Genomic DNA, 19985 nt, shown 5'->3' on the forward strand with positions numbered 1-19985 from the left:
ACATGGAACCAGCGATCAGACCAGCGCGCGCGATCGGCCCGCCGGGAACCGGTCGAGCACACCCGTCTGAGCCAGGGCGCGTACCAGCAGCACGCTGCCGAGACCGGCGACCACCAGGGACGACGCGGCGGTGATCAGGATGTAGGGGATCCGGAAGGTGGCCCAGGAGTACCCGGGGTACCAGACGAACGCGTCGTACACCGAGGCCACGACGCCCGCGCTCGCGCCGGCGAGCATCGCCACCGGCAGGTTGTAGACCTTGTAGGCGAACGCCGCGAAGATCACCTCGGCGCCGAGCGCCTCGAGCGGACCCTGCACCACAAGGGTCCAACCCCAGCTCGTGCCGATCGCCACCGAGACCAGCGAGGCGAGCGTCAGCGTGTAGAAGGCGGCGCCGGGCTTGCGCACGATCAGCGCGCCGAGCACGGCCGGGACCAGCCACATGCCGTAGAGCACGGCGCGGCCGGGAAGGGGGATGGCGTCGGCGGGCCCGTTCCAGAGCAGGTTCCACGCCCAGAAGATGACGCCGAACGCGACCCCGACGATTGAGGCGATGACGATATCTATAGTTCGCCATCGATTGGTGGTTGCCATGGTTTGCCTCCCAGCGGGTACCGGGAGGAGACGCACGCCGCTCTCGCGGCGCGGCTGGAGAAAAGACCGAGCTTCCTGCGCTGGCATTACCCAGATCAGGTACGAGGGTCTGCGGGTTTCCCCGCACTCTCAGCGCTGTGCGCTCCCCTGTCGGATCGAAGCTTGTTCGCGACCAACCTTGACCCGCGTATCGCGTAGGCGATGCACCTGATCTCCGCCGTCGCGAACAAGCTTCGCTGCATGTGTTTCGATGACGCTAACACCGGTGGCGGCCGGGGAACAGCGAGGGAGTGATCACAGACATGGAGATCAAAGCGCGGGGGCTCACCTTTGACGTCTTCGAGGGTGGGCCGGAGGACGGCGAACCGGTGCTCCTGCTGCACGGCTTCCCGCAGGACCACCGCGAGTTCGACCTCATCCTGCCCCGACTGCACGAGGCCGGCCTGCGCACGTACGCCCTCGACCAGCGCGGATACTCGCCCGGCGCGCGCCCTGAGGAGGTGTCCGCCTACGGCATCACCGAACCGGCCGCCGACGCGGTCGCCGTGCTCGACGCGCTCGGCCTCGAGTCGGCGCACGTGATCGGCCACGACTGGGGAGCGCAGGTCGCCTGGTTGCTCGCCGCGCTGCACCCCGAGCGGGTCCGCTCGCTCACCGCGATCTCCGTGCCGCACCCGAAGGCGCTGCAGCTCGCGATGCGGGTCCGTCCCAGCCAGCGCGCCCGGTTCGCCTACTTCGCGCTGTTCCGCTCGCCGATCGCCGAGCGGTTCCTGCTGGCCGGCGGCGGTGCGGCGCTCAAGGCGATGCTGCGCCCGATCGGCGACCGCGCGAAGCTGTACGTCGACGCGATGCGCCACGACCCGGGCCGGCTGACCGGCGGCCTGAACTGGTACCGCGGCCTGCATGGCCCCGATCTCGGCGCCGTGCAGGTGATCACCGTGCCGACCACGTACATCTGGCCGGACCGCGACGGGGTCGTCGCGCGCACCGCGGCTCTGCGCACCCGGGACTGGGTCGAGGCCGATTTCGAGCTGGTGGTGCTGCGCGGGGTGAGCCACTGGGCGCCCGAGCAGGCCGCGGAGTCCGTCGCCGACTGCGCGCTGGCCCGGATCCGGCCGGCATGAAACCGCCCGCGCGGCTCCGGCTCAGTCAGGAGAACGAGAAGCACCGCTGGGACCGCAACTTCGCCGACCTGCTCCAGGAGCTGCGGGTGGCGCAGACCGGCGTGCAGATCCTCTTCGCGTTCCTGCTCACGCTGCCGTTCAGCGCCGGCTTCCCGCACGCCTCGAGTTTCCAGCGGGACCTGTACGTGGTCGCCCTGCTCGCGGCGGCGGCGGCCGCCGCGATGCTCATCTCGCCCGTCGCCTTCCACCGCGCGCTGTTCCGCCAGGGCCGCAAGCCCGAGCTGGTCCGGTACGCGCACCGGATGGTCACCGGCGGCCTCGCCTTCACGCTGATCTCGATGGTGAGCAGCATCGTCCTGATCGTCGACTACCTGCTCAGCCGCCCGATCGCGATCATCCTGGGTACGGCCGCGGCGCTGTGGTTCCTCACCTTCTGGGCCGGGATCCCGCTCTACAGGCACAGCTGGATCGACGAGGAGGACGAGGAGGAAGAGGAGCTGCTCATCGGCGACGACCCGACACGGTCAGACCCAGGTGCCTGAGCTCGAGGGCGGCCAGCGCGTCGACCGCCTCGGCGTCGCCGTTGCGCCAGCTCTGCGCGATGTCCGGGCCGAGTCTCGTGAGTTTGTCCAGCGGCTGGCCGGCCAGGGCGCGCAGAGCGAGCAGGTCGCGTCCGGCGGGCTCGGAGCGTACGGACGTGGCCACGGCCGCCCGATGCATCCACCGCAACCGAAGCGGAAGCCAGAGAAAAAGCACGAGAGCAAGGGGTACGGAGACCGCGAGGATCGCCAGGACCAGGGCCATCTGGTCGACGATCGCCTGCTGCTGGCGCCCGGCGTCGGCGATGGCCCGCGCCGCGTCGGCGGCCCCGTTGAACGGCCGGACCAGCTGGTCACCGACCAGCGGCACCCGGTTGACCTTGCTGCCCGCGTCGGCCAGGTTGTCGGCGATGCCGCCGCCCGCGCTCTCCAGTTTCTGGCCCGGCACGGCGAGTTTCTGCACGATGTCGTGCACCCAGAGCCCTGCCCTGATCCACAGGTAGACCCAGACCACGACGGCGATGTCGGTGAGCAGTTGACGGGTGGCGGTGGGGACCCGCTCGGCGTAGAGCTTCACGCACAGAGCGTCCCATGTGGAGAAGGTCAGCGCTTGGCCGCGCACTCCGGGCAGGTACCGAAGATCTCCATCGTGTGCGAGACCTCGGCGAAGCCGTGCTGGGCGGCGACCTTCTCCGCCCACGTCTCGACGGCCGGGCCCTCCACCTCGACCGCCCGGGCGCACGCCCGGCACACCAGGTGGTGGTGATGGCCCTGGCTGCAGCGGCGGTAGAGGTGCTCGCCGCCGGGCGGCCGCATCACGTCGATCTCGCCGGCGTCGGCCAGGCCCTGCAGCGTGCGGTACACCGTGGTGAGGCCGACGCGCTCGCCGCGCTCGCGCAGTCTGGCGTGCAGATCCTGGGCGCTGTTGAAGCCCTCGACCTCGTTGAGGACGGAGCTGACCGCGCTGCGCTGCCTGGTGTTGCGCTGCGCCGGCGACTCGGTGTTCACGATCGGACCTCCCTCGCGTGGCTGACGGCGTCGGCGACGATGTGCGCGACATGATCGTCCACCAGCGAGTATGCGATCTCGCGGCCCCGGCGCGCACCTCGCACCACGCCGGCGCCGCGCAGCACCCGCAGATGCTGTGAGACGAGGGGCTGCGGTGCACCCAGTTTCTCCACCAGCTCGTGCACGCAGCGCTCGCCGACGCCCAGCTCGGCGACGATCGCGACGCGGATCGGCGCGGAGAGGGCACGCAGCAGCTCCCCGGCCGACTCGTAGGCCTCATACCCGGTCGTCGTCATCGTTCCCGCCAATTTATCGCGCGGCACCGCTCAGCTCTGCAACACAACATCCGGTGGCTCCACCTCTCGCGGCTGGTGCGCGCGCCGGCGCAGGGTCCGCACCAGGCCGCCGCCCAGCGAGATCAGCACGAACGCGCCGAGCGCGAGGATCACCGTGGTGGCGCCGGGCGCGGTGTCGATCTCGGCGGAAACGGCCACGCCGGCGCCGGCGGCGCCGAGGCCGATCACCATGGCCAGGCCCATGGTGCTGCGGAAACCCCGGGTCACCTGCTGGGCCGCGGCCACCGGGACGACCATCAAGGCGGAAACCAACAACAATCCGACCGTACGCATGGCAATCGTCACCGTGACCGCCGTCGTCACCGCCATCAGCAGGTTGAGCGTGCGCACCGGCAGGCCGCTGACCCGGGCGTACTCCTCGTCGTTGCAGACCGCGAACAGGGCCGGTCGGAACGCGGTCATCGCCAGCAGCACGGCCACGCCCAGGATGGTGATCACCACGAGGTCCTGCGGCGAGGTTGTGATCAGCGAACCGAACAGGTACTGCATGAGGTTGGCGTTGCTGCTGTCGTCGGAGAGACCGACCAGCACCACGCCGCCCGCGATGCCGCCGTAGAACAGCAGCGCCAGCGCCAGGTCGCCGGAGGTGCGTCCGCGCTGGCGGATCAGCTCGATGCCGACCGCGCCCGCCGCCGAGACGATCACCGCGCTGATCACGGGGGAGTGGTGCAGCAGCAGGCCGACGCCGACGCCGGTGAGCGCCACGTGACCGATGCCGTCGCCGATCAGCGACAGCCGGCGTTGCACCAGGTAGATGCCGAGCGCCGGGGCGGCCAGGCCGATCACGAGCGCGCCGACCAGCGCGCGGATCATGAAGTCGTAGACGAAAAGGTCCACTAGACGGCCGTGATTCGGTCGGTGGGGGCCACGCAGATCTTGTCCTTCTCCGGGGCGGCGTGCGGGTGCAGGTGGTCGTGACCGGGGTCGGCGTGGTGGCCGGCCGGCTCGGGCGGGACGCCCTCGTGGGCGATGTGGCCCTCGTGCACGACGATCGCCCGTTCGATCAGCGGGCGCAGCGGGCCGAGCTCGTGCGCCACCAGCAGAATCGTGCCGCCGCCGGCCGCGAACTTGCCGAGCGCCGCGGCGAACGCCTCCTGGCTGGCCGCGTCGACCCCGGCGGTCGGCTCGTCGAGGACCAGCAGGTCGGGGTGGCCGGCCAGGGCGCGGGCGATCAGCGTGCGCTGCTGCTGGCCGCCGGAGAGCGTGGCGACCGGGTCGCCGATGCGGTCGAGCAGGCCCACGGCGGTCAGCGCCTCCCGGACCGCCTTCTTGTCGGCCGAGCCGGACGGGCGGAAGATGCCGCGGCGGGCCAGCCGGCCGGAGGCGACGACCTCGCCGACCGTGGCGGGCACACCGGAGCCGGCGCCGAGCCGCTGCGGGACGTAGCCGACCCGGGCCCAGTCGCGGAACTTGCGCTGCGGGGTGCCGAACAGGTCGATCTCGCCGCGCGTGGTCGGCACCAGCCCGAGGATCGTGCGGATCAGCGTGGACTTGCCGGAGCCGTTGGCGCCCAGGATCGCGACGACCTCGCCGCCGCGCACCGACATCGAGACGTCGTGCAGGATCTCCCGGCCGTCGTATCCCACGGCCAGCCGGCGTACGTCGACGACGCTCATGAGCTGCACCCCAATGCCTCGGTGAGTGCGGAAAGGTTGGCCCGCATGACGGTGAAGTAGTCGGCGCTCGGGTCGGTCAGGCCCTCGAGCGGATCGAGCACGGCGGTGCGGGCGCCGACCTCGCGGGCGATGGTCTCGGCGACCTTGGGGCTGACCAGGGTCTCGAAGAAGATCGTGGTGGTGCCGGTCGCCCGGGCCTCGCGGGCCACCTCGCCGAGGCGGCGCGGGGAGGGCTCGGCCTCGGGCGAGATGCCGGTGATCCCGACCTGGGTCAGGCCGTAACGGGTGGCCAGGTAGTTGAACGCCTCGTGGCTGGTGACGATCTCGCGTCGCTCGCAGGTCGCCAGGCTCCGCGCGTACGTCTGCTGGAGGGCTTGAAGTTGATCTTGAACTTCTTGGGCCCGGACGCGGTAGTCGGCGGCGTGCGCGGGATCGGCGGTCGCGAGCCTCTCGCCCAGCTTCTCGGCGATTGTCGCGAAACGCACCGGATCGAGCCACACGTGGGGATCCATCCCGCTCTCGTCGCTGTCCGCGTTGAACGGCTGAAGCTCGACCACGCTCGACACGTCGAACGAGCGGCCCTTCGCCTCCTGGCCGATGGCCTCGTCGACGGCCGGCTGGAAGCCCTTGAGATAGACCGCGAGGCCCGCGTCGGCGACCTGGGCGACCTGACGCGGGTTGAGCTCGACGTCGTGCGGCTCGGCGCCCGGCTTGGTGAGGTTCGTGACGGTCACCGTGTCGCCCCCGATCCGCTCGCTGAGGAACTGCAACGGATAGAACGCCGTGACCACGCTGAGCTTCCCGCCGGAGAAGCCGCTCGCGGACGCCCGCCCGGCGCAACCGGCCGCGACGGCGAGCGTCAGGAGCACGGCAAGCAGGGCGCGGGGCATACCACCCACTGTCTCCGACAATGATAATGATTGTCAAAAGCGCATGGGTTTTTACGAGAGCGCCTTGGTGACCACCCCGGCCAGCAGGAGAACGAGCATCACCACGCGCAGGGCGCGGGTCGACGGCGACTGCACCGGCCAGGTCGTGAACGTCAGCGTGGCCAGGCCGGCGCCCAGGACGAACAGCAGGGCGGCGCCGACGATTCCCGGCAGGAACAGGCCGGCCAGCATCAGGAAGAGGGCCACGAGGAACGCCGTCGTCGGGTTCACCCGGGCCAGCCGGCGCAGCAGGTTTTCGGACGGTGCCACCGTGTCGCCTCCTCGCGCTGCGTACGCTCGTCGCATGCTCGTGCTCAACCGCTTCGTCGTCCCGGCGGACACGCAGGACGGCTTCGTGCTGCGGGCGCACGCCGCGCTCACCGCGCTGGCCGAACGCCCCGGCTATCTTTCCGGACGGCTCACCCGCGCCCTCGACGACCCCGCCCACTGGACCCTGGTGACCGAGTGGGAGTCGGTCGGAGCCTACCGACGCGCCCTGGGTGGTTTCGACGTCAAGGTGCACGCGACCCCGCTGCTCTCCGAGTCGGTCGACGAGCCGTCCGCGTTCGAGACCCTGGCGAGCGCCGAGCCGGGCGGGCAGGTCGTCGTGACCCCCAGCGACCGGGCCGCCGAGCCATGGCGCTGACGACTAATCTGGCGGTATGACGACGGCGCCTCACGTTCCCGCACCACCGCAGGGCCCCGGCGTCCAACCGCCGTTCCCGGCCCCGCCGGTCGAGGGCCGTGGCAAGCGCACCGGCTGGGCCGTGGGCATCTCCATCGGCGTTGTCGTGCTGTTCTGCGGCATCGGCGCGACCGCGGTGATCGGCATCGGCGCCACCGCCAACGGGGCGTACCAGGAACGCGCCCGGGCCGCCGTCAGCTCGTACCTGAACGCGTTGCGCGACAAGAAGTACGACGAGGCGTACAACCTGCTCTGCGACGACGCGCAGACCGACGAGAGCCCGGCCGAGTTCCGGGCCCGGGTCTCGATCGAGCCGACCATCGAGGCGTACCGGATCGGCAAGCTGGACCTGCTGACCGGCACCGTGCCGGTCGACGCCACCTACGGCGACGGCAGCAGCGCCGAGGTCGAGGCGTACCTGGGTGTGGACAGCGAGACGGGCGCTTTCGAGGTGTGCGATATCGGGGAGTAATCTCGCACTTCGTCCCGATCCTTTCGAATTTCTTCGCCGACACCCAGCCGGCGTAGGAGGAACATGCCTGCCGACCGTATCGATGCCGTCGTCAGCCTGGCCAAGCGCCGAGGCTTCGTCTTCCCCTCCAGCGAGATCTACGGAGGAACCCGCTCGGCCTGGGACTACGGTCCGCTGGGCGTGGAGCTGAAGGAGAACGTCCGCCGCCAGTGGTGGCGCACCATGGTGCAGCAGCGTGACGACATCGTCGGCCTCGACTCCGCCGTCATCCTGGCCCGCGACGTGTGGGCCGCGTCCGGCCACCTCGAAGCGTTCGTCGACCCGCTCACCGAGTGCCAGTCCTGCCACAAGCGGTTCCGGGCCGACCACCTCGAGGAGGCGTGGGAGGCCAAGCACGGTTCGCTGCCGTCCTCGCTGCAGGAGATCAACTGCCCGAACTGCGGCAACAAGGGCACCTTCACCGAGCCGAAGATGTTCAACGGCCTGATGAAGACGTACCTGGGCCCGACCGAGAGCGCCGAGGGCCTGCACTACCTGCGGCCCGAGACCGCGCAGGGCATCTTCGTCAACTACAACAACGTGGCGACCGCGGCCCGCAAGAAGCCGCCGTTCGGCATCGCCCAGGTGGGCAAGAGCTTCCGCAACGAGATCACCCCGGGCAATTTCATTTTCCGTACGCGTGAGTTCGAGCAGATGGAGATGGAGTTCTTCGTCGAGCCCGGCAGCGACGAGCAGTGGCACGAGTACTGGCTTTCGGAGCGCTGGAACTGGTATCGCGATCTCGGCCTGTCGGAGTCGAACCTGCGCTTCTACGAGCACCCTCGCGAGAAGCTGTCGCACTACTCGAAGCGGACGGTCGACATCGAGTACCGCTTCCAGTTCGGCGGCACGGAGTTCGCGGAGCTGGAGGGCATCGCGAACCGGACAGACTTCGATCTGTCCACTCACTCCAAGCACTCCGGCGTCGACCTCTCCTACTTCGACCAGGAGAAGCAGGAACGCTGGATGCCGTTCGTGATCGAGCCGGCGGCCGGTCTCACCCGCGCGGTGCTGGCCTTCCTCCTCGAGGCGTACGACGAGGACGAGGCGCCCAACACCAAGGGCGGCGTCGACAAGCGCACGGTCATGCGCTTCGACCCGCGGCTCGCGCCGATCAAGGTGGCGGTGCTGCCGCTGTCACGCAACCCGGAGCTGTCGCCCAAGGCCCGCGGCCTCGCCGCCGACCTGCGCAAGCGCTGGATCGTCGAGTTCGACGACTCGCAGGCGATCGGCCGGCGCTACCGCCGGCAGGACGAGATCGGTACCCCGTTCTGCGTCACCGTCGACTTCGACACCCTGACCGACGACGCGGTGACGATCCGCGACCGCGACACGATGAAGCAGGAGCGGGTCGCGTTGTCGCAGGTGGAGGACTACCTGCTGCGGCGCCTGCCCGGCTGTTAGAAGGTCGTTCCGCCCGGTCGGTCGTTCCGGTCGGCGATGAGCCCGGCCAGGGTCGCGATGGCGATCTCGGCCGGGGTCTTCGCCCCGATGTTGAGGCCGATCGGGCGGTGCACCCGCGCGATCTGATCCTCCGGCACGTCCAGGTCGCGCAGCATCTGGACGTGCGGCCCCTCGATGGTCGGCTTCCCGAGAATCCCGATCCACCGGGTGTTCTTGGCGAGCGCTTCCTTGAGCACCTCGCCGATCTCGGCCCGGTGGTGGTCGCTCAGCACGACGTCGGTGCTGTCATCGAGGTGCGCGGCGTCGAGGTCATGCACGAACAGATCACCGTGCGGCCGCGGCGTCCCTTGCAGGCGCGTCTCGTCCGGCTCCACGAGCACGGCCTGAAAGCCCACCTCCACGGCGAGCCGCAGCATTGCCTCCGCCACCGGCGACTCGAACACGACAACCAGCCGCCGAGGCCCCATCCCGTCACTCACCCGGCCGACTCTGCCAGACGAGCGACGCGCTCGCATATCGACGGCGCGCTTGCTTCGCGTCAGCTTGTCGCGCGCCTAGAATGCTTCCGTGGCGAGCGGGCTCCGGGCAAGAAAAGACCCCGGCCGCATGCCGAGGCAGAGGCTGTCCGGGGTTCCTGTGGCAAGCCTAACGCACGACGGGGGAGGGGACTAGGGGATGCATACGGATTTAACCGAAATAGCGGTCATGACGGATCGACTTTCACCGGAAAGGCTAACTCCGTACGTCATCGCCGGAGGTGACGGCGCGGCCGCGGCTCTCGACCTCTACGTCTGGAACGCCGAACTGGCGGCGGCGCTCGCGACAACGCTCGGGCATGTCGAGGTGGTTCTGCGTAACGCGATCCACCAGAACTTGACGGCGTGGTCGACCCGGCGATTCGGCGAGCCGCGGTGGTATCGAGACGCGGGCCATCTGCTTCACTCGCGCCATGCTGATGCCATTCGCGTCGCACAGTTGCGCGTGAGTCAGCATGGTCGGCGCACCGAGACGCCAGGTCGCATCGTCGCCGAACTGTCCTTCGGCTTCTGGCGGTTTCTGCTGACCAGCCATTACGACACGACGCTCTGGCGGCAGACCCTTCACCAGGTCTTCCCCGGGCAGCGTCGGCGTCGGGTCATACACGATGCGGTCGAAGTCCTGCATCTGGCACGCAATCGCATCGCCCACTATGAGCCCATGTTCAATCGGCCTATCGCCGACATCCAGGCCATCGCTCTGGAGGTGACCGATTGGATCTGCCCGGTAACCCGAGCCTGGATCGAGCGGCAATGCCGGACAGCGGCGGTGTTGCGAGACAGGCCCTGAGGAGGTGGGCATCGGTTGGTTTTCGGTGGGTGCTGGGGGCATGGCACGCTTGAGGGCGTGACTTTGCCCCTGATGCTCGGAAACCACGCTGTGAACCCGCCCGTCGTGCTGGCGCCGATGGCGGGGATCACGAACGTGGCGTTTCGGCGGCTCTGCCGGGAGCAGGGCGGCGGGGTCTACGTGTGCGAGATGATCACTACCCGGGCGCTGGTCGAGCGGATTCCGAAGACGCTCAAGATGATCGCGTTCGCGGAGGATGAGGGGTTTCGCAGCCTTCAGCTCTACGGGGTCGACCCGGAGGTGACGGCGCGAGCCGTGCGCATGGTCGGTGAGGACGGGCTGGCCGATCACATCGACCTCAACTTCGGCTGTCCGGTGCCCAAGGTCACGCGGCGGGGCGGTGGGTCGGCCCTGCCGTGGCGGCGGCGGCTCTTCGGGCGGATCGTTTCGCGGGCGGTCGAGGCGGCGCGGCCGTTCGGGATTCCGGTGACGATCAAGATGCGCAAGGGCATCGACAACGACCATCTGACGTACGTGGAAGCGGGCCTGATCGCGCAGGAGGCCGGCGTGGCCGCCGTGGCGTTGCACGCGCGCACGGCCGAGCAGCGGTACTCCGGCAGCGCCGACTGGGACGCGATCGCGACCCTCAAGCAGGCCCTCGACGTGCCGGTGCTCGGCAACGGCGACATCTGGGAGGGCTCGGACGCGCTGCGCATGGTCGAGCAGACCGGCGTCGACGGCGTGGTCGTGGGCCGGGGCTGCCTGGGCCGGCCGTGGCTGTTCGCCGATCTGGAGGCCGCGTTCACGCAGGGTGCGAGCTACCGCCCGGTGCTGCCGGCCCTCGGCGAGGTCGCGAAGATCATGTCCCGCCACGCCGAGCTGCTGGTCGACGCCCTCGGCGACGAGCGGCACGGCTGTGCCGACTTCCGCAAGCACGTCGCGTGGTACCTGAAGGGCTTCCCGGTCGGCGGCGACCTCCGCCGCAGCCTCGCCATGATCTCGTCCCTGGCCGAGCTCGACGACCTGCTCGAAAAGCTCGACCCCTCGCTGCCGTTCCCGGCCGAGGCCCTCGGCCAGCCCCGCGGCCGCGTCAATGCTCCCGGCAAGGTCAGCCTCCCGTACGGCTGGCTCGACACCCGCGACGACGACACGGTCCCCGAGGGCGCCGAAACCGACGAGTCCGGCGGATGACGACGATCCAGGACGTGCTGCGGGGGACTCTCAGCTACGAGGACGGCCTGGACGCGCTGACGGTGGCGCCGGCGAGGGAAACCGACGCCGAGCTTCAGGCCGCCGTGGCCGCAGGAGTCGATCGGCTGATAAAGGGCGGCTGGCAGCCGGCAGAGCTCTATCGAGTGATCGCCCGGCTGGGAAATCCGCTGCGGGCCGAGTTGGTCGTCGACGCCATCCACGCCTATATACCGAAATTTCTGGACATCGATCCGCGGTGGCGGGCTCAGGCCGAAGAGCTGCCGACGCCAAGGGGCCGGACCGACCGGGTCAAGCGGCTCGACGCGGGGCTGGGGCTGGTGCTCGAGCTGCGCCGGCTGCCGGCCATCGAGAAGCTGATCCCGGCGCCGGGGGACGCGCCCGCGACGAGGCTGCGCGGGGCCGACAACCGGGTGCTCGAGCGGGTGCGGGCGCTCCTCGCGAAGGCCGAGTCCACCGACTTCCCGGCCGAGGCGGAGGCGTTCTCGGCCAAGGCGCAGGAGCTGATCGCGCGGCACAGCATCGAGGAGGTACAGGCCGCGGCGCCCGGCGAGATGCCGCTCGCCCGGCGGGTGGGGGTCGATCACCCCTACGAGAGCGAGAAGGCGAGCCTGCTCGACGCGGTCGCGCGGGCCAACCACTGTCACACCGTGTGGTCGCCGGAGCTCGCCTTCAGCACGGTGTTCGGGTTCGACGCGGACATCGACGCGGTCGAGTTGCTGTACACGTCACTCCTCGTGCAGGCCAACCGGGCGATGGCGCGCGACGAGCCGGTCAAGGGCAAGGCGCGGATCAAGACGTTCCGGCGCAGTTTCCTGGTCGCGTACGCGGTGCGCATCGGCGAGCGGCTGACCCGGGCGACTCGGCACGAGATCGCCCAGCACACCGACCTGTTGCCCGTGCTGCGCGGGCGTGACCTGCAAGTTCGTGAGGCGGCGGCGCGCGCTTTCCCCCGTACGGTCAAAACTCGCGGAAGCCGCGTCGACAGCCTGGAGGGATGGGAGTCCGGCCGCGCGGCTGCCGACGAGGCCGAATTGGCTTGACCGGCGCGGGAGCATGGACGCATGCACCCCATCTGAAAGTGACATCGGCTCCTTTACGCCGTCCGTGCCTGCTCGGACGGAGTCCTGCTCTACCCGGTCTACGCGCTGCTGTTCGCCGACGCGGGCCTGTCCACCGGTGAGATCTCCACGCTGTTCGCGATCTGGTCGGTGGTCTCGTTCGCCTTCGAGGTGCCCTCCGGCGCGCTGGCCGACGCCTGGTCCCGTCGCGGCCTCTACGCGATCGGTGAGGTCCTCACCGCCGCCGGTTACGCGCTGTGGCTGATCTGGCCGGCCTTCCCCGGGTTCGCGCTCGGCTTCGTGCTGTGGGGACTGGGCGGTGCCCTCTGCTCCGGCACGCTCGAAGCGCTCGTCTATGACCTGGCCGGCGACGACTACGCCAAGATCATGGGCCGCGCGGGCACGGTGGGCATCCTGGCCATGCTCGCCGCCACGCTGCTGGCGACGCCGGTGTTCGCCGTGGGCGGCTACCACCTCGTGGGCATCCTGAGCGTCGCGGTGGTCACTCTGGGCGGTCTCCTCGCCCTCAAACTTCCCGATTCCCGTACGTCGGGAGAGGTCGACGAGGACGAAGCCGGCGGATATCTGCACCTGTTGCGCTCGGGGCTGCGCGAGTCGGTGAAGAACCGGCGCACGATCCTGGCCGTCGCGATCGCCGCGCTGCTGCCCGGATTCACCGCCCTCGACGAGTACCTCCCGCTCCTCGCCCGCGACAAGGGCGCGCCGACGGCAGGCGTACCGCTGCTGTATGCCCTCACTGCACTGGCGATGGCCGCGGGAAGCGCGCTCGCCGGACGCTACGCCGCGTCTCTTTCCCCGGTTGTCGCCGCGGCGGCGGCGCTGATCGCCGTCGGAGCCCTCATCCCGCATCTCGCCGGCATGGCCCTCGTGTCCGCGGCGTTCGGCCTGCTGCAGTTCGCCATGATCCGCGCCGAGACGAGCCTCCAGGACGAGATCACCGGTCCGGCCCGGACCACGGTCCTGTCGGTGAGCGGTTTCGGCGCCGAGGTGTTCGCGGTGGTCCTCTACGCCGGGTTCGGCCTGCCCGTGCCGCTGCCGCTGCTGTTCGCGGTCGCTGGCATCCCGCTGGTGTTGACGGCGGTGCTGGCCGCGGGCCGGAGGTGAGATTTCGTCCGCCCGGGATGAGGGGCGGGGCATCGATGCCACCGAGCATGAGTCTCAGCCCCGAGTCTTTCTTCAGGAGCGCGACATGACGACGTTTACGGTGTGGAAGTTCGACAACCCCGACGGCGCGCAGCACGCGTCCGAGCAGCTCAAGGACGCGCAGGCTGAGCAGCTGGTCAAGGTGCTCGACCACGCGGTGGTCACCTGGCCGCAAGGCGCTTCGAAGCCGGAGATGCATCACGGCCGCGACACCGTGTGGCACGGCGCCGGCTGGGGAGCACTCTGGGGCCTGCTGGCCGGCACGCTCTTTCTGGTGCCGGTGATCGGTGGCGCGGTCGGCGCCGCGATCGGAGCACTCAGCAAGGCGACCGAGGGCGCCGGCATCTCGAAGGAACAGCTGGAGACGATCCGTACCCAGATCACCGAGGGCACGTCGGCGCTGTTCCTGGTCACCGACGAGGGCAACCTGGACCGGCTCGGCGAGCGCTTCCACGGCTTCGGTGAGCACAGCAAGCTGATCGACACCAACCTCACCGACGGCGAGCGGGAGATCCTTCTGGAGACCTTCGGCGGCGGCCACAAGAACCCCCAGCCGTACTGATCCGTAGCTTTACCACTCCGCCCGAAAGGCGGGGAGGGCGATCCTGGCCCTCCCCGCCGGGAGCGGGCATGGCGGGACCGGGTCAGACGTCGAGGTCGTTCTCGATGCGCCTGAGCTGGTGGCGGGCCATCGCCAGGTTGGCGCGGTCGCGGCGCAGGGCCAGGTAGAGGAACAGGCCCTTGCCCGCCCGGCTCGTCAGCGGGCGGATCATGTGGTACTGGCTGTCCAGCGTGATGAGGATGTCCTCGATCTTCTCGGAGATGTTGAGCATCTCCATCGCCCGCAGCTTGGCCCGGACCACGTCCGTGTTGCCGGCCGCGGCGACCGTCAGGTCGAGCTCCTTGCCGCCGCCGACGGTGCCCAGCGCCATGCCGCTCGTGTGGTCCACGAGGGCGACGCCGACCGCGCCGTCGATCTCCATGATTTCCTTGAGTGCGGTGTCCATGTCGCCCATGGAAGGTCCTCCGTTTGCGGTGGGATGGCGGTCCGCCGTTGAGTGGCGGTACCGGTGAGGTCGCGGCGGATGCCGCGGGTTTGGGTCAACCCGTCGCCTGCCGGCGCCGGGCGTTGTTGGGCAGGGTGGCCATCGGTGTGCGCCGCGCCAGCGGCGCCGACGGGCCGGCCTGCGTGGGTATCTCCGCGCGGGTCTGCGGCTGAGGTTTGGCCTCGATCGCGAGGATCCGGACCAGACGGCGTACGCATCGCCGCGCCTCGAGGTGGACCATGGCGAGGTTCGCGTCGCCGGAGGTGACCAAGGTGAGCAGGGCGGTCGGGCCCGCGGTGTACGTGGTGATGTAGCCCCGATCGCACTCGACCACCGACTCCCGCAGCTCGCCGTGGTTCACCGCGTGGGCGAACCGCCGGGCCAGCGCGAGGTGCGCGGCGGCCAGCGCGGCGAGGCCGTCCGGCTCGATGCCGTGCGCGTCGTGCGCGACCACCAGCCCGTCGGTGGTGGCGAGCACGCTGCCGGAGAGCTCCGGCACCCTGGCACGCAGGCGGTTGAGCTCCTCGAGCACCGCCGGATCGACCGTCATCCTCGGTCTCTCTTTCTCGTCGGAAGGTCGGAGGCGCGCGCGTCACCGCAAGGCCCTCAATGCGGTTCGGATGCGTTTCAGCAGGACTTCGTCGGTGCCGGGGTGGGCCGGAGGCGTCTCGCCGGCCACCTCTTTCGGCAGTTTCGCGCCGGGTTTACGGCGGGCCAGCCGGGGCGGGCGATACACCGTCCCGTTGGCACTGGTCTCCTCGGTGAGAGCCGGCGAGGGCGCCGGGGTCGGAGCGGGGGGATCGGGGGCGGCGGGGCGCACTCCCGTGATGACGGGGACGGTCGGGGAGTCATCCGGGCGGACCTGCGGGCGGCGCACGTCCACCGCCGTCCCGCGAGCCCGGGGCAGCCGCACGAACTCGGGCGCCTCTCCGCGTACCTCCGGAAGCTCGAGCAGACCCGCGGCCGCGAGCCGGCGCAGCTCCTGGATGGTCGCGTAGCCCGCCTTTCCCAGCAGAAAGGCGAGATCCGCCGGGGTCCGCTGGCCGTCGGCGTGCACCAGAAGCTCCCACTGCGGTGCGGTCACCGAGATCCGCTCGCGCGGCGGCCGGGCGATCGGCGAGACGATCGCCGTGTCCACCCGCGCGTCGGGAAAGATGTCGTCGAGCAGCCGGGCGCGCCGGCGCACCTCCCGGGCGACCGCGGCCGGATCCACGTGCACGACCGGGCCGAGCCAGTGCGTGGCGCCGCCGAGGAACTCGACCGGCGCGTCGGCCGGCGACAGTGCGAAGTACGCCGCGTCGTAGATCGCCCCGAGCACGCACAGCTCCAGCTCGCCCTGGGTGAGGTGGCCCTGCTCGACCAGCAGCCGGCCCACCTGTGCGCCGGAGGTACCCCGGTCGAGCGCGTTCTGCCAGGTCCGGCCGGCCAGCCGGCCGGACGCGGTGAGCAGCTCGCCCACGCCCGGCGCGGCCGGCGACTCGGCGTAGATGACCCGGCCCTCGAGGACGTAGACCGCGCCGCCCGGGTGGCCACCGACCACCAGGGCACCGGTCTGCCGCTCACCGGCCACCTGCGCGAGCAGGCGCCCGGGGGCGGCGGTCTTCGAGGAGGTCACACGTTCTCCAAATCGGGGTTCAGCCGGCGACCAGGTCGTCGGCCAGCTTCTGCATGCGGTGGCGGGCCACCGCGAGGTTGCCCAGCATCCGGTCGAGCCAGACGTAGAGGACCAGCCGGCTGTCGAAGTCGGTCTGCACGAGGCGGAGCAGGTGGTAGCCCCCGGCGGTCGTGATGATCAGGTCTTCGAGCAGGTCGTGCGGCAGGGCCGAGACGAACAGCGAGCGACTGTTCGCGGCCTGCACCACGTCCGCCGTGCCGGCCGCGGCGGCCTCGTGGTCGGAGTTCGGTGCGGCTCCCGTCGTGGCGACCGGGAAGCCGGTGGTGTAGTCGACGATGCTGGCTCCGACAGCGCCAGGAATCGCCATGGCCTCCTGTAAACAGTGATCGACGCCGGGCACCTTTCCCCCTGCCCTATGCCTCGCAGCGCTTGTCAAACCCTCGCGGTGACGGTCGCCCGTCACCGTGGGCCATCCTGCGGCGACCCTGCGACGACCGGTCGCACCCGCTGTGCGTCATGGTCGCCCGCCTCCCGCGGCCCAGTGCGCGTAACATGATCGTCACTTTTCGATAAGGAGGCGGCCATATGCCGATCAGCTGGGAACAGGTCGTCGTGGACGCTGACGATCCACACCGGCTGGCCCGCTGGTGGGCCGAAGCGCTCGGGTACGTGATCGTGCACGAGGCGCCGGACGAGGTGGAGATCCGCCGTGCCCCCGACGAGCTGCCCGGCCTGCTCTTCGGCCGGGATCCTGACCCCAAGACGGTCAAGAACCGGCTGCACCTCGACCTGCGCCCGGAGGATCAGGAGGCCGAGGTCGAGCGTCTCGTCGACATGGGCGCCCGGCCGGTCGACATCGGCCAGCGCGACGTGCCCTGGGTCGTGCTCGCCGACCCGGAGGGCAACGAGTTCTGCGTGCTCAGCGCCAAGAAGGCCCAGTAAGGCCTAGTACCGGAAGCGGCTCATCAGGGTCTCGATCTCGCCGGCCGCCGAGCTCACCAGCTCGGCCGAGCCGCGGGTCGTGTTCGCGCCCTCGGCCGTCGCCTCCGTCGACCGGGTGATGTTCGACACCGTCCCGCTGATCTCGGCGGCCGCCGTCGACACCTCGGTCACGTTGCGGGACATCAGATCGGTGGTCGCCGATTGCTCCTCGACCGCCGCCGCGATCATGCGCTGACCGTCGTCGATCTGTTCGATCACCGTGGTGATCGCCGCGATCGCGTCGGCCGTGCCCGAGGTCATCTCCTGGATCGCCGAGATCTTCGCGGTGATGTCCGCGGTCGCCTGCGCCGTCTCCTGCGCGAGATCCTTCACCTCGGTCGCCACCACCGCGAAGCCCTTGCCCGCCTCCCCGGCCCGGGCTGCCTCGATCGTCGCGTTCAGCGCCAGCAGGTTCGTCTGCTCGGCGATGTTCGTGATCAGCCGGACGATGTCGCCGACCTCCCGGCTCGCGTCGCTGAGCCGCGCCACCGCCTGCGCCGTGCTCGCCGCGTTCTGGTTCGCCTCGTTCGTGGTGGCCGAGGCGGTCGCCGTCTGCCGCGAGATCTCCCGGATCGACGAGGCCATCTGCTCGGTAGCGCTGGACATGTCGTTCACCGCCGTCGACACGTTGGTCGCCGCGACGTCCGCGCTGCGCGCCTGCGCCGACGTCTGCTCGGCCGACGAGTCCAGGTCGCCGGCGAGGGCCCGCAGGTCCGCGCTGGCCGCCGACAGGGTGCCGACGCTCGCCGCGGTCGCCGCGATCGTGTCCTGCAGCGCGCCCATCGCCCCGTTCAGCGCGCCCGCCATCTCGCCCAGCTCGTCCCGGCGCAGCACCGGCACCCGTACGGTCAGATCGCAGTCGGCCGCGGCCCGCAGGCCGGCCACCATCTGGTGCAGCGGCCGGCGGATCACCCGCAGCGTCCGCAGCCCGACCAGCACCGTGATCAGCGCGCCCGCCAGGCCGGCGAGCAAGATGATCACGTTGCTCTCGTTGGCCTTGGAGACACCGTTGTCGCTGGCCGCCTGCACGGCCTTGAGCATGTCGTCGTCCAGCGCGCCGAGCTTCTCCTCGAGCTCCGAGTAGATCGTCAGATAGTCCCCGAGCTCCGACTCCGCCTTGGCATGATCGGTGGCGGCCGTCGCGACCAGCGCGGACGCCGTATCCGCGTACACCTGCAGGCGCGGGCGCACGGCGGCGTACTCCGCCTGCAGGCTCGCCGGCGCCTGGGCCGCGGCCGCGTCGTACATCTCGATGATCGTCTTGGCGTGGTCGGCAACCTCTTCCACGCCGTACTTCTGACGCTGTGCATCCGTGGTCGCATACATCGCCGACATCACGTCCGCGCGCAATGCATCGTGCATCATGTCCGCGTTCCACTGGCTGCTCATGCCGTCACTCACCCGGGCGATCTCCCGGCTGGCATCGGCCTGCGACGACGAGCTGTAGAAAGCGAAGCCGACGACCAGTCCCACGGAGAGCAGACCGGCCGCGATCATGGCTAGCAGGCGGGCGACGACAGTGATGCCGCGCGATGGCGATTCGGACTCCACGGCTACTACATCGGCAACGGGGACGGGCCGCTTAGGCTGAGATCATGACGTCGTTCGACGCCCAGCGGTGGATACCGGAACCGACCAAGGACAGCGGCTACGGACGAACCCCCTACCAGCGGGATCGGGCCCGGGTCCTGCACTCGGCCGGCTTCCGCCGGCTGGCGTCCAAGACCCAGGTGCACACCGCCGGGTCCGACGATTTTCTGCGTACGCGGTTGACACACTCCCTCGAAGTGGCTCAGATCTCCCGCGAGATGGGCGCCCGCCTCGGCTGCGACCCGGACGTCGTCGACGTCGCCGGACTCGCCCACGACCTCGGCCACCCGCCGTTCGGCCACAACGGCGAAACGGCCCTCGACCAGGTCGCCCAGCCCTGCGGCGGCTTCGAGGGCAACGCGCAGACCCTGCGGGTGCTCACCCGGCTCGAGGCCAAGGTCCCCGGCGGCGGCCTCAACCTCACCCGGGCCTCCCTCGACGCGTGCAGCAAATACCCGTGGCCCCGCAAGCCCGGCCGGCGCAAATTCGGCGTGTATGCCGACGACCGGCCCGTCTTCGACTGGATGCGCCCCGACGAGCTCGGCGAGCGGCGCTGCCTCGAGGCCCAGGTCATGGACTGGGCCGACGACGTCGCCTACTCCGTGCACGACGTCGAGGACGGGGTGCACGGCGGATATCTCACGCTGCGGCCGCTGCTCGACGACCCGGCCGAGCGGGCGGAGCTCTGCGCCGACGTCGCCGCCACCTACTCCGACGAGCCGGCCGATGCGCTCGCCGCCGCCCTCGACCAGCTGCTGGCCGACCCGGCCGTCGCGCCGGTCGCAGACTACGACGGCACGTTCGGCGCCCAGGTCACCCTCAAACGGATGACCAGCGTCCTCACCGGCCGCTTCGTCGCCTCCGCGGTGGGTGCCACCCAGAGCAAATACGGCACCGATCCCGTACGCCGGTACGACGCCGACCTCATCGTCCCGCGAACCGTGCGTAACCAGTGCGCGCTGCTCAAGGGGATGGCGTTGCGCTACGTGATGCGCACTCGGGCCGCGGAGGACTGGTACGAGCAGCAGCGGACGATCCTTGTCGAGCTGGTGGACGCTTTGACGCGTACGCCATCGGGCTTGGATGTGGTTTTCCGGCCTCTCTATGAGACTGCCGAGAGTGACGCCGCGGCACTGCGCGTGGTGGTCGACCAGGTCGCTTCGCTCACCGACCACGCCGCCGTGACCTGGCACCGGACCCTGGTGGCGGCGCGCGCCTGACGCGAGG

Annotated in this window: 26 protein-coding genes and 1 riboswitch; of the genes, 12 read left to right on the plus strand and 14 right to left on the minus strand. The window is 70.2% G+C overall.

Going from position 1 to position 19985, the window contains the following annotated elements; translation table 11 throughout:
- Positions 1 to 15: 15 nt before the first annotated feature.
- A complete protein-coding gene (locus tag A3CQ_RS0119790; protein ID WP_020512687.1) occupies positions 16 to 594 on the minus strand; it encodes an ECF transporter S component in 579 nt (192 codons plus the stop codon).
- Positions 595 to 648: 54 nt separating this feature from the next.
- Positions 649 to 753, minus strand: a riboswitch (TPP riboswitch).
- A 143-nt stretch (positions 754 to 896) separates the two neighbouring features.
- On the opposite strand from A3CQ_RS0119790, the gene A3CQ_RS0119795 reads away from it, so the two are divergent.
- Together A3CQ_RS0119795 and A3CQ_RS0119800 are read left to right on the plus strand one after the other, a co-directional pair.
- The gene (locus A3CQ_RS0119795; RefSeq protein ID WP_020512688.1) at positions 897 to 1718 is read left to right on the plus strand and encodes an alpha/beta fold hydrolase; all 822 of its coding nucleotides are present in this window, start codon (positions 897 to 899) and stop codon (positions 1716 to 1718) included.
- Positions 1715 to 2260 carry a DUF6328 family protein gene (locus tag A3CQ_RS0119800; RefSeq protein WP_020512689.1) on the plus strand — a complete coding sequence of 182 codons (546 nt, stop codon included), beginning with the start codon at positions 1715 to 1717 and terminating at the stop codon, positions 2258 to 2260. Before A3CQ_RS0119795 ends, A3CQ_RS0119800 begins: the two co-directional genes overlap by 4 nt.
- Here the strand turns inward: A3CQ_RS0119800 and A3CQ_RS0119805 are convergent.
- From A3CQ_RS0119805 to A3CQ_RS0119835, 7 genes are read right to left on the minus strand one after another with little or no spacing between them, the layout of a single operon-like run.
- Entirely contained in the window at positions 2220 to 2834 is a 615-nt protein-coding gene (locus A3CQ_RS0119805) for a hypothetical protein (RefSeq protein WP_026205910.1), read from the minus strand. The genes A3CQ_RS0119800 and A3CQ_RS0119805 overlap by 41 nt on opposite strands.
- A gap of 26 nt (positions 2835 to 2860) precedes the next feature.
- The gene (locus A3CQ_RS0119810) at positions 2861 to 3265 is read right to left on the minus strand and encodes a Fur family transcriptional regulator (protein WP_020512691.1); all 405 of its coding nucleotides are present in this window, start codon (positions 3263 to 3265) and stop codon (positions 2861 to 2863) included.
- Positions 3262 to 3561, minus strand: coding sequence for an ArsR/SmtB family transcription factor (locus A3CQ_RS0119815; RefSeq protein ID WP_020512692.1), 300 nt, complete (start codon positions 3559 to 3561; stop codon positions 3262 to 3264). Before A3CQ_RS0119815 ends, A3CQ_RS0119810 begins: the two co-directional genes overlap by 4 nt.
- A gap of 30 nt (positions 3562 to 3591) precedes the next feature.
- Positions 3592 to 4458: a metal ABC transporter permease gene (locus tag A3CQ_RS0119820; RefSeq protein WP_020512693.1), complete on the minus strand. Its 867-nt coding sequence runs from the start codon at positions 4456 to 4458 to the stop codon at positions 3592 to 3594.
- Complete coding sequence (locus A3CQ_RS0119825; protein ID WP_040432640.1) at positions 4458 to 5237, minus strand: metal ABC transporter ATP-binding protein; 780 nt, start codon at positions 5235 to 5237, stop codon at positions 4458 to 4460. The genes A3CQ_RS0119820 and A3CQ_RS0119825 overlap by 1 nt, the downstream gene beginning before the upstream one ends.
- Entirely contained in the window at positions 5234 to 6127 is an 894-nt protein-coding gene (locus A3CQ_RS0119830; RefSeq protein WP_020512695.1) for a metal ABC transporter substrate-binding protein, read from the minus strand. The genes A3CQ_RS0119825 and A3CQ_RS0119830 overlap by 4 nt, the downstream gene beginning before the upstream one ends.
- A 51-nt stretch (positions 6128 to 6178) precedes the next feature.
- Positions 6179 to 6436, minus strand: a complete 258-nt coding sequence (locus A3CQ_RS0119835; protein WP_020512696.1) for a DUF6703 family protein — start codon at positions 6434 to 6436, stop codon at positions 6179 to 6181.
- A gap of 34 nt (positions 6437 to 6470) precedes the next feature.
- Between A3CQ_RS0119835 and A3CQ_RS0119840 the strand changes: the two genes are divergently transcribed.
- From A3CQ_RS0119840 to A3CQ_RS0119850, 3 genes are all read left to right on the plus strand, one after another.
- Positions 6471 to 6812, plus strand: a complete 342-nt coding sequence (locus A3CQ_RS0119840; RefSeq protein ID WP_020512697.1) for an antibiotic biosynthesis monooxygenase family protein — start codon at positions 6471 to 6473, stop codon at positions 6810 to 6812.
- A 16-nt stretch (positions 6813 to 6828) separates the two neighbouring features.
- The gene (locus A3CQ_RS0119845) at positions 6829 to 7323 is read left to right on the plus strand and encodes an Rv0361 family membrane protein (RefSeq protein WP_020512698.1); all 495 of its coding nucleotides are present in this window, start codon (positions 6829 to 6831) and stop codon (positions 7321 to 7323) included.
- Positions 7324 to 7386: 63 nt separating this feature from the next.
- Positions 7387 to 8766 (plus strand): glycine--tRNA ligase, encoded by a 1380-nt coding sequence (locus A3CQ_RS0119850; protein WP_020512699.1) that lies wholly within the window; start codon positions 7387 to 7389, stop codon positions 8764 to 8766.
- Here A3CQ_RS0119850 and A3CQ_RS0119855 read toward each other — a convergent pair.
- Positions 8763 to 9245, minus strand: a complete 483-nt coding sequence (locus tag A3CQ_RS0119855) for an XdhC family protein (protein ID WP_026205911.1) — start codon at positions 9243 to 9245, stop codon at positions 8763 to 8765. The genes A3CQ_RS0119850 and A3CQ_RS0119855 overlap by 4 nt on opposite strands.
- Before the next feature lie 226 nt (positions 9246 to 9471).
- Between A3CQ_RS0119855 and A3CQ_RS53450 the strand changes: the two genes are divergently transcribed.
- From A3CQ_RS53450 to A3CQ_RS0119880, 5 genes are all read left to right on the plus strand, one after another.
- Entirely contained in the window at positions 9472 to 10092 is a 621-nt protein-coding gene (locus A3CQ_RS53450) for an Abi family protein (RefSeq protein ID WP_157296090.1), read from the plus strand.
- Positions 10093 to 10164: 72 nt separating this feature from the next.
- Entirely contained in the window at positions 10165 to 11283 is a 1119-nt protein-coding gene (gene dusB / locus A3CQ_RS0119865) for a tRNA dihydrouridine synthase DusB (RefSeq protein WP_020512702.1), read from the plus strand.
- Positions 11280 to 12344: a DUF2786 domain-containing protein gene (locus A3CQ_RS0119870; protein WP_020512703.1), complete on the plus strand. Its 1065-nt coding sequence runs from the start codon at positions 11280 to 11282 to the stop codon at positions 12342 to 12344. Before dusB ends, A3CQ_RS0119870 begins: the two co-directional genes overlap by 4 nt.
- 84 nt (positions 12345 to 12428) lie before the next feature.
- Positions 12429 to 13487, plus strand: coding sequence for an MFS transporter (locus A3CQ_RS0119875; RefSeq protein ID WP_026205913.1), 1059 nt, complete (start codon positions 12429 to 12431; stop codon positions 13485 to 13487).
- Positions 13488 to 13572: 85 nt separating this feature from the next.
- A complete protein-coding gene (locus A3CQ_RS0119880; RefSeq protein WP_020512705.1) occupies positions 13573 to 14088 on the plus strand; it encodes a DUF1269 domain-containing protein in 516 nt (171 codons plus the stop codon).
- An 82-nt stretch (positions 14089 to 14170) separates the two neighbouring features.
- Here the strand turns inward: A3CQ_RS0119880 and A3CQ_RS0119885 are convergent, their stop codons facing one another.
- The 4 genes from A3CQ_RS0119885 to A3CQ_RS0119900 all read right to left on the minus strand — a co-directional run bounded on the left by A3CQ_RS0119885 (position 14171) and on the right by A3CQ_RS0119900 (position 16554).
- Entirely contained in the window at positions 14171 to 14542 is a 372-nt protein-coding gene (locus A3CQ_RS0119885) for a hypothetical protein (RefSeq protein WP_020512706.1), read from the minus strand.
- 85 nt (positions 14543 to 14627) lie between these two features.
- A complete protein-coding gene (locus A3CQ_RS0119890) occupies positions 14628 to 15122 on the minus strand; it encodes a roadblock/LC7 domain-containing protein (RefSeq protein ID WP_020512707.1) in 495 nt (164 codons plus the stop codon).
- A 42-nt stretch (positions 15123 to 15164) separates the two neighbouring features.
- Positions 15165 to 16187 (minus strand): DUF4388 domain-containing protein, encoded by a 1023-nt coding sequence (locus A3CQ_RS0119895; protein ID WP_020512708.1) that lies wholly within the window; start codon positions 16185 to 16187, stop codon positions 15165 to 15167.
- 19 nt (positions 16188 to 16206) lie between these two features.
- Positions 16207 to 16554: a roadblock/LC7 domain-containing protein gene (locus tag A3CQ_RS0119900; protein ID WP_020512709.1), complete on the minus strand. Its 348-nt coding sequence runs from the start codon at positions 16552 to 16554 to the stop codon at positions 16207 to 16209.
- 218 nt (positions 16555 to 16772) lie between these two features.
- On the opposite strand from A3CQ_RS0119900, the gene A3CQ_RS0119905 reads away from it, so the two are divergent.
- On the plus strand, positions 16773 to 17129 hold the full coding sequence (locus tag A3CQ_RS0119905; protein ID WP_020512710.1) for a VOC family protein: 357 nt from the start codon (positions 16773 to 16775) through the stop codon (positions 17127 to 17129).
- Positions 17130 to 17132: 3 nt separating this feature from the next.
- Here A3CQ_RS0119905 and A3CQ_RS0119910 read toward each other — a convergent pair whose 3' ends face one another.
- Positions 17133 to 18719, minus strand: coding sequence for a methyl-accepting chemotaxis protein (locus A3CQ_RS0119910; protein WP_040432624.1), 1587 nt, complete (start codon positions 18717 to 18719; stop codon positions 17133 to 17135).
- 44 nt (positions 18720 to 18763) lie between these two features.
- Here A3CQ_RS0119910 and A3CQ_RS0119915 point away from each other — a divergent pair, with 44 nt between their 5' ends.
- On the plus strand, positions 18764 to 19978 hold the full coding sequence (locus tag A3CQ_RS0119915) for a deoxyguanosinetriphosphate triphosphohydrolase (protein ID WP_020512712.1): 1215 nt from the start codon (positions 18764 to 18766) through the stop codon (positions 19976 to 19978).
- Positions 19979 to 19985: the final 7 nt, after the last annotated feature.

This window comes from Paractinoplanes globisporus DSM 43857 (genome assembly GCF_000379645.1).
Taxonomy (GTDB): Bacteria; Actinomycetota; Actinomycetes; order Mycobacteriales; family Micromonosporaceae; genus Actinoplanes; species Actinoplanes globisporus.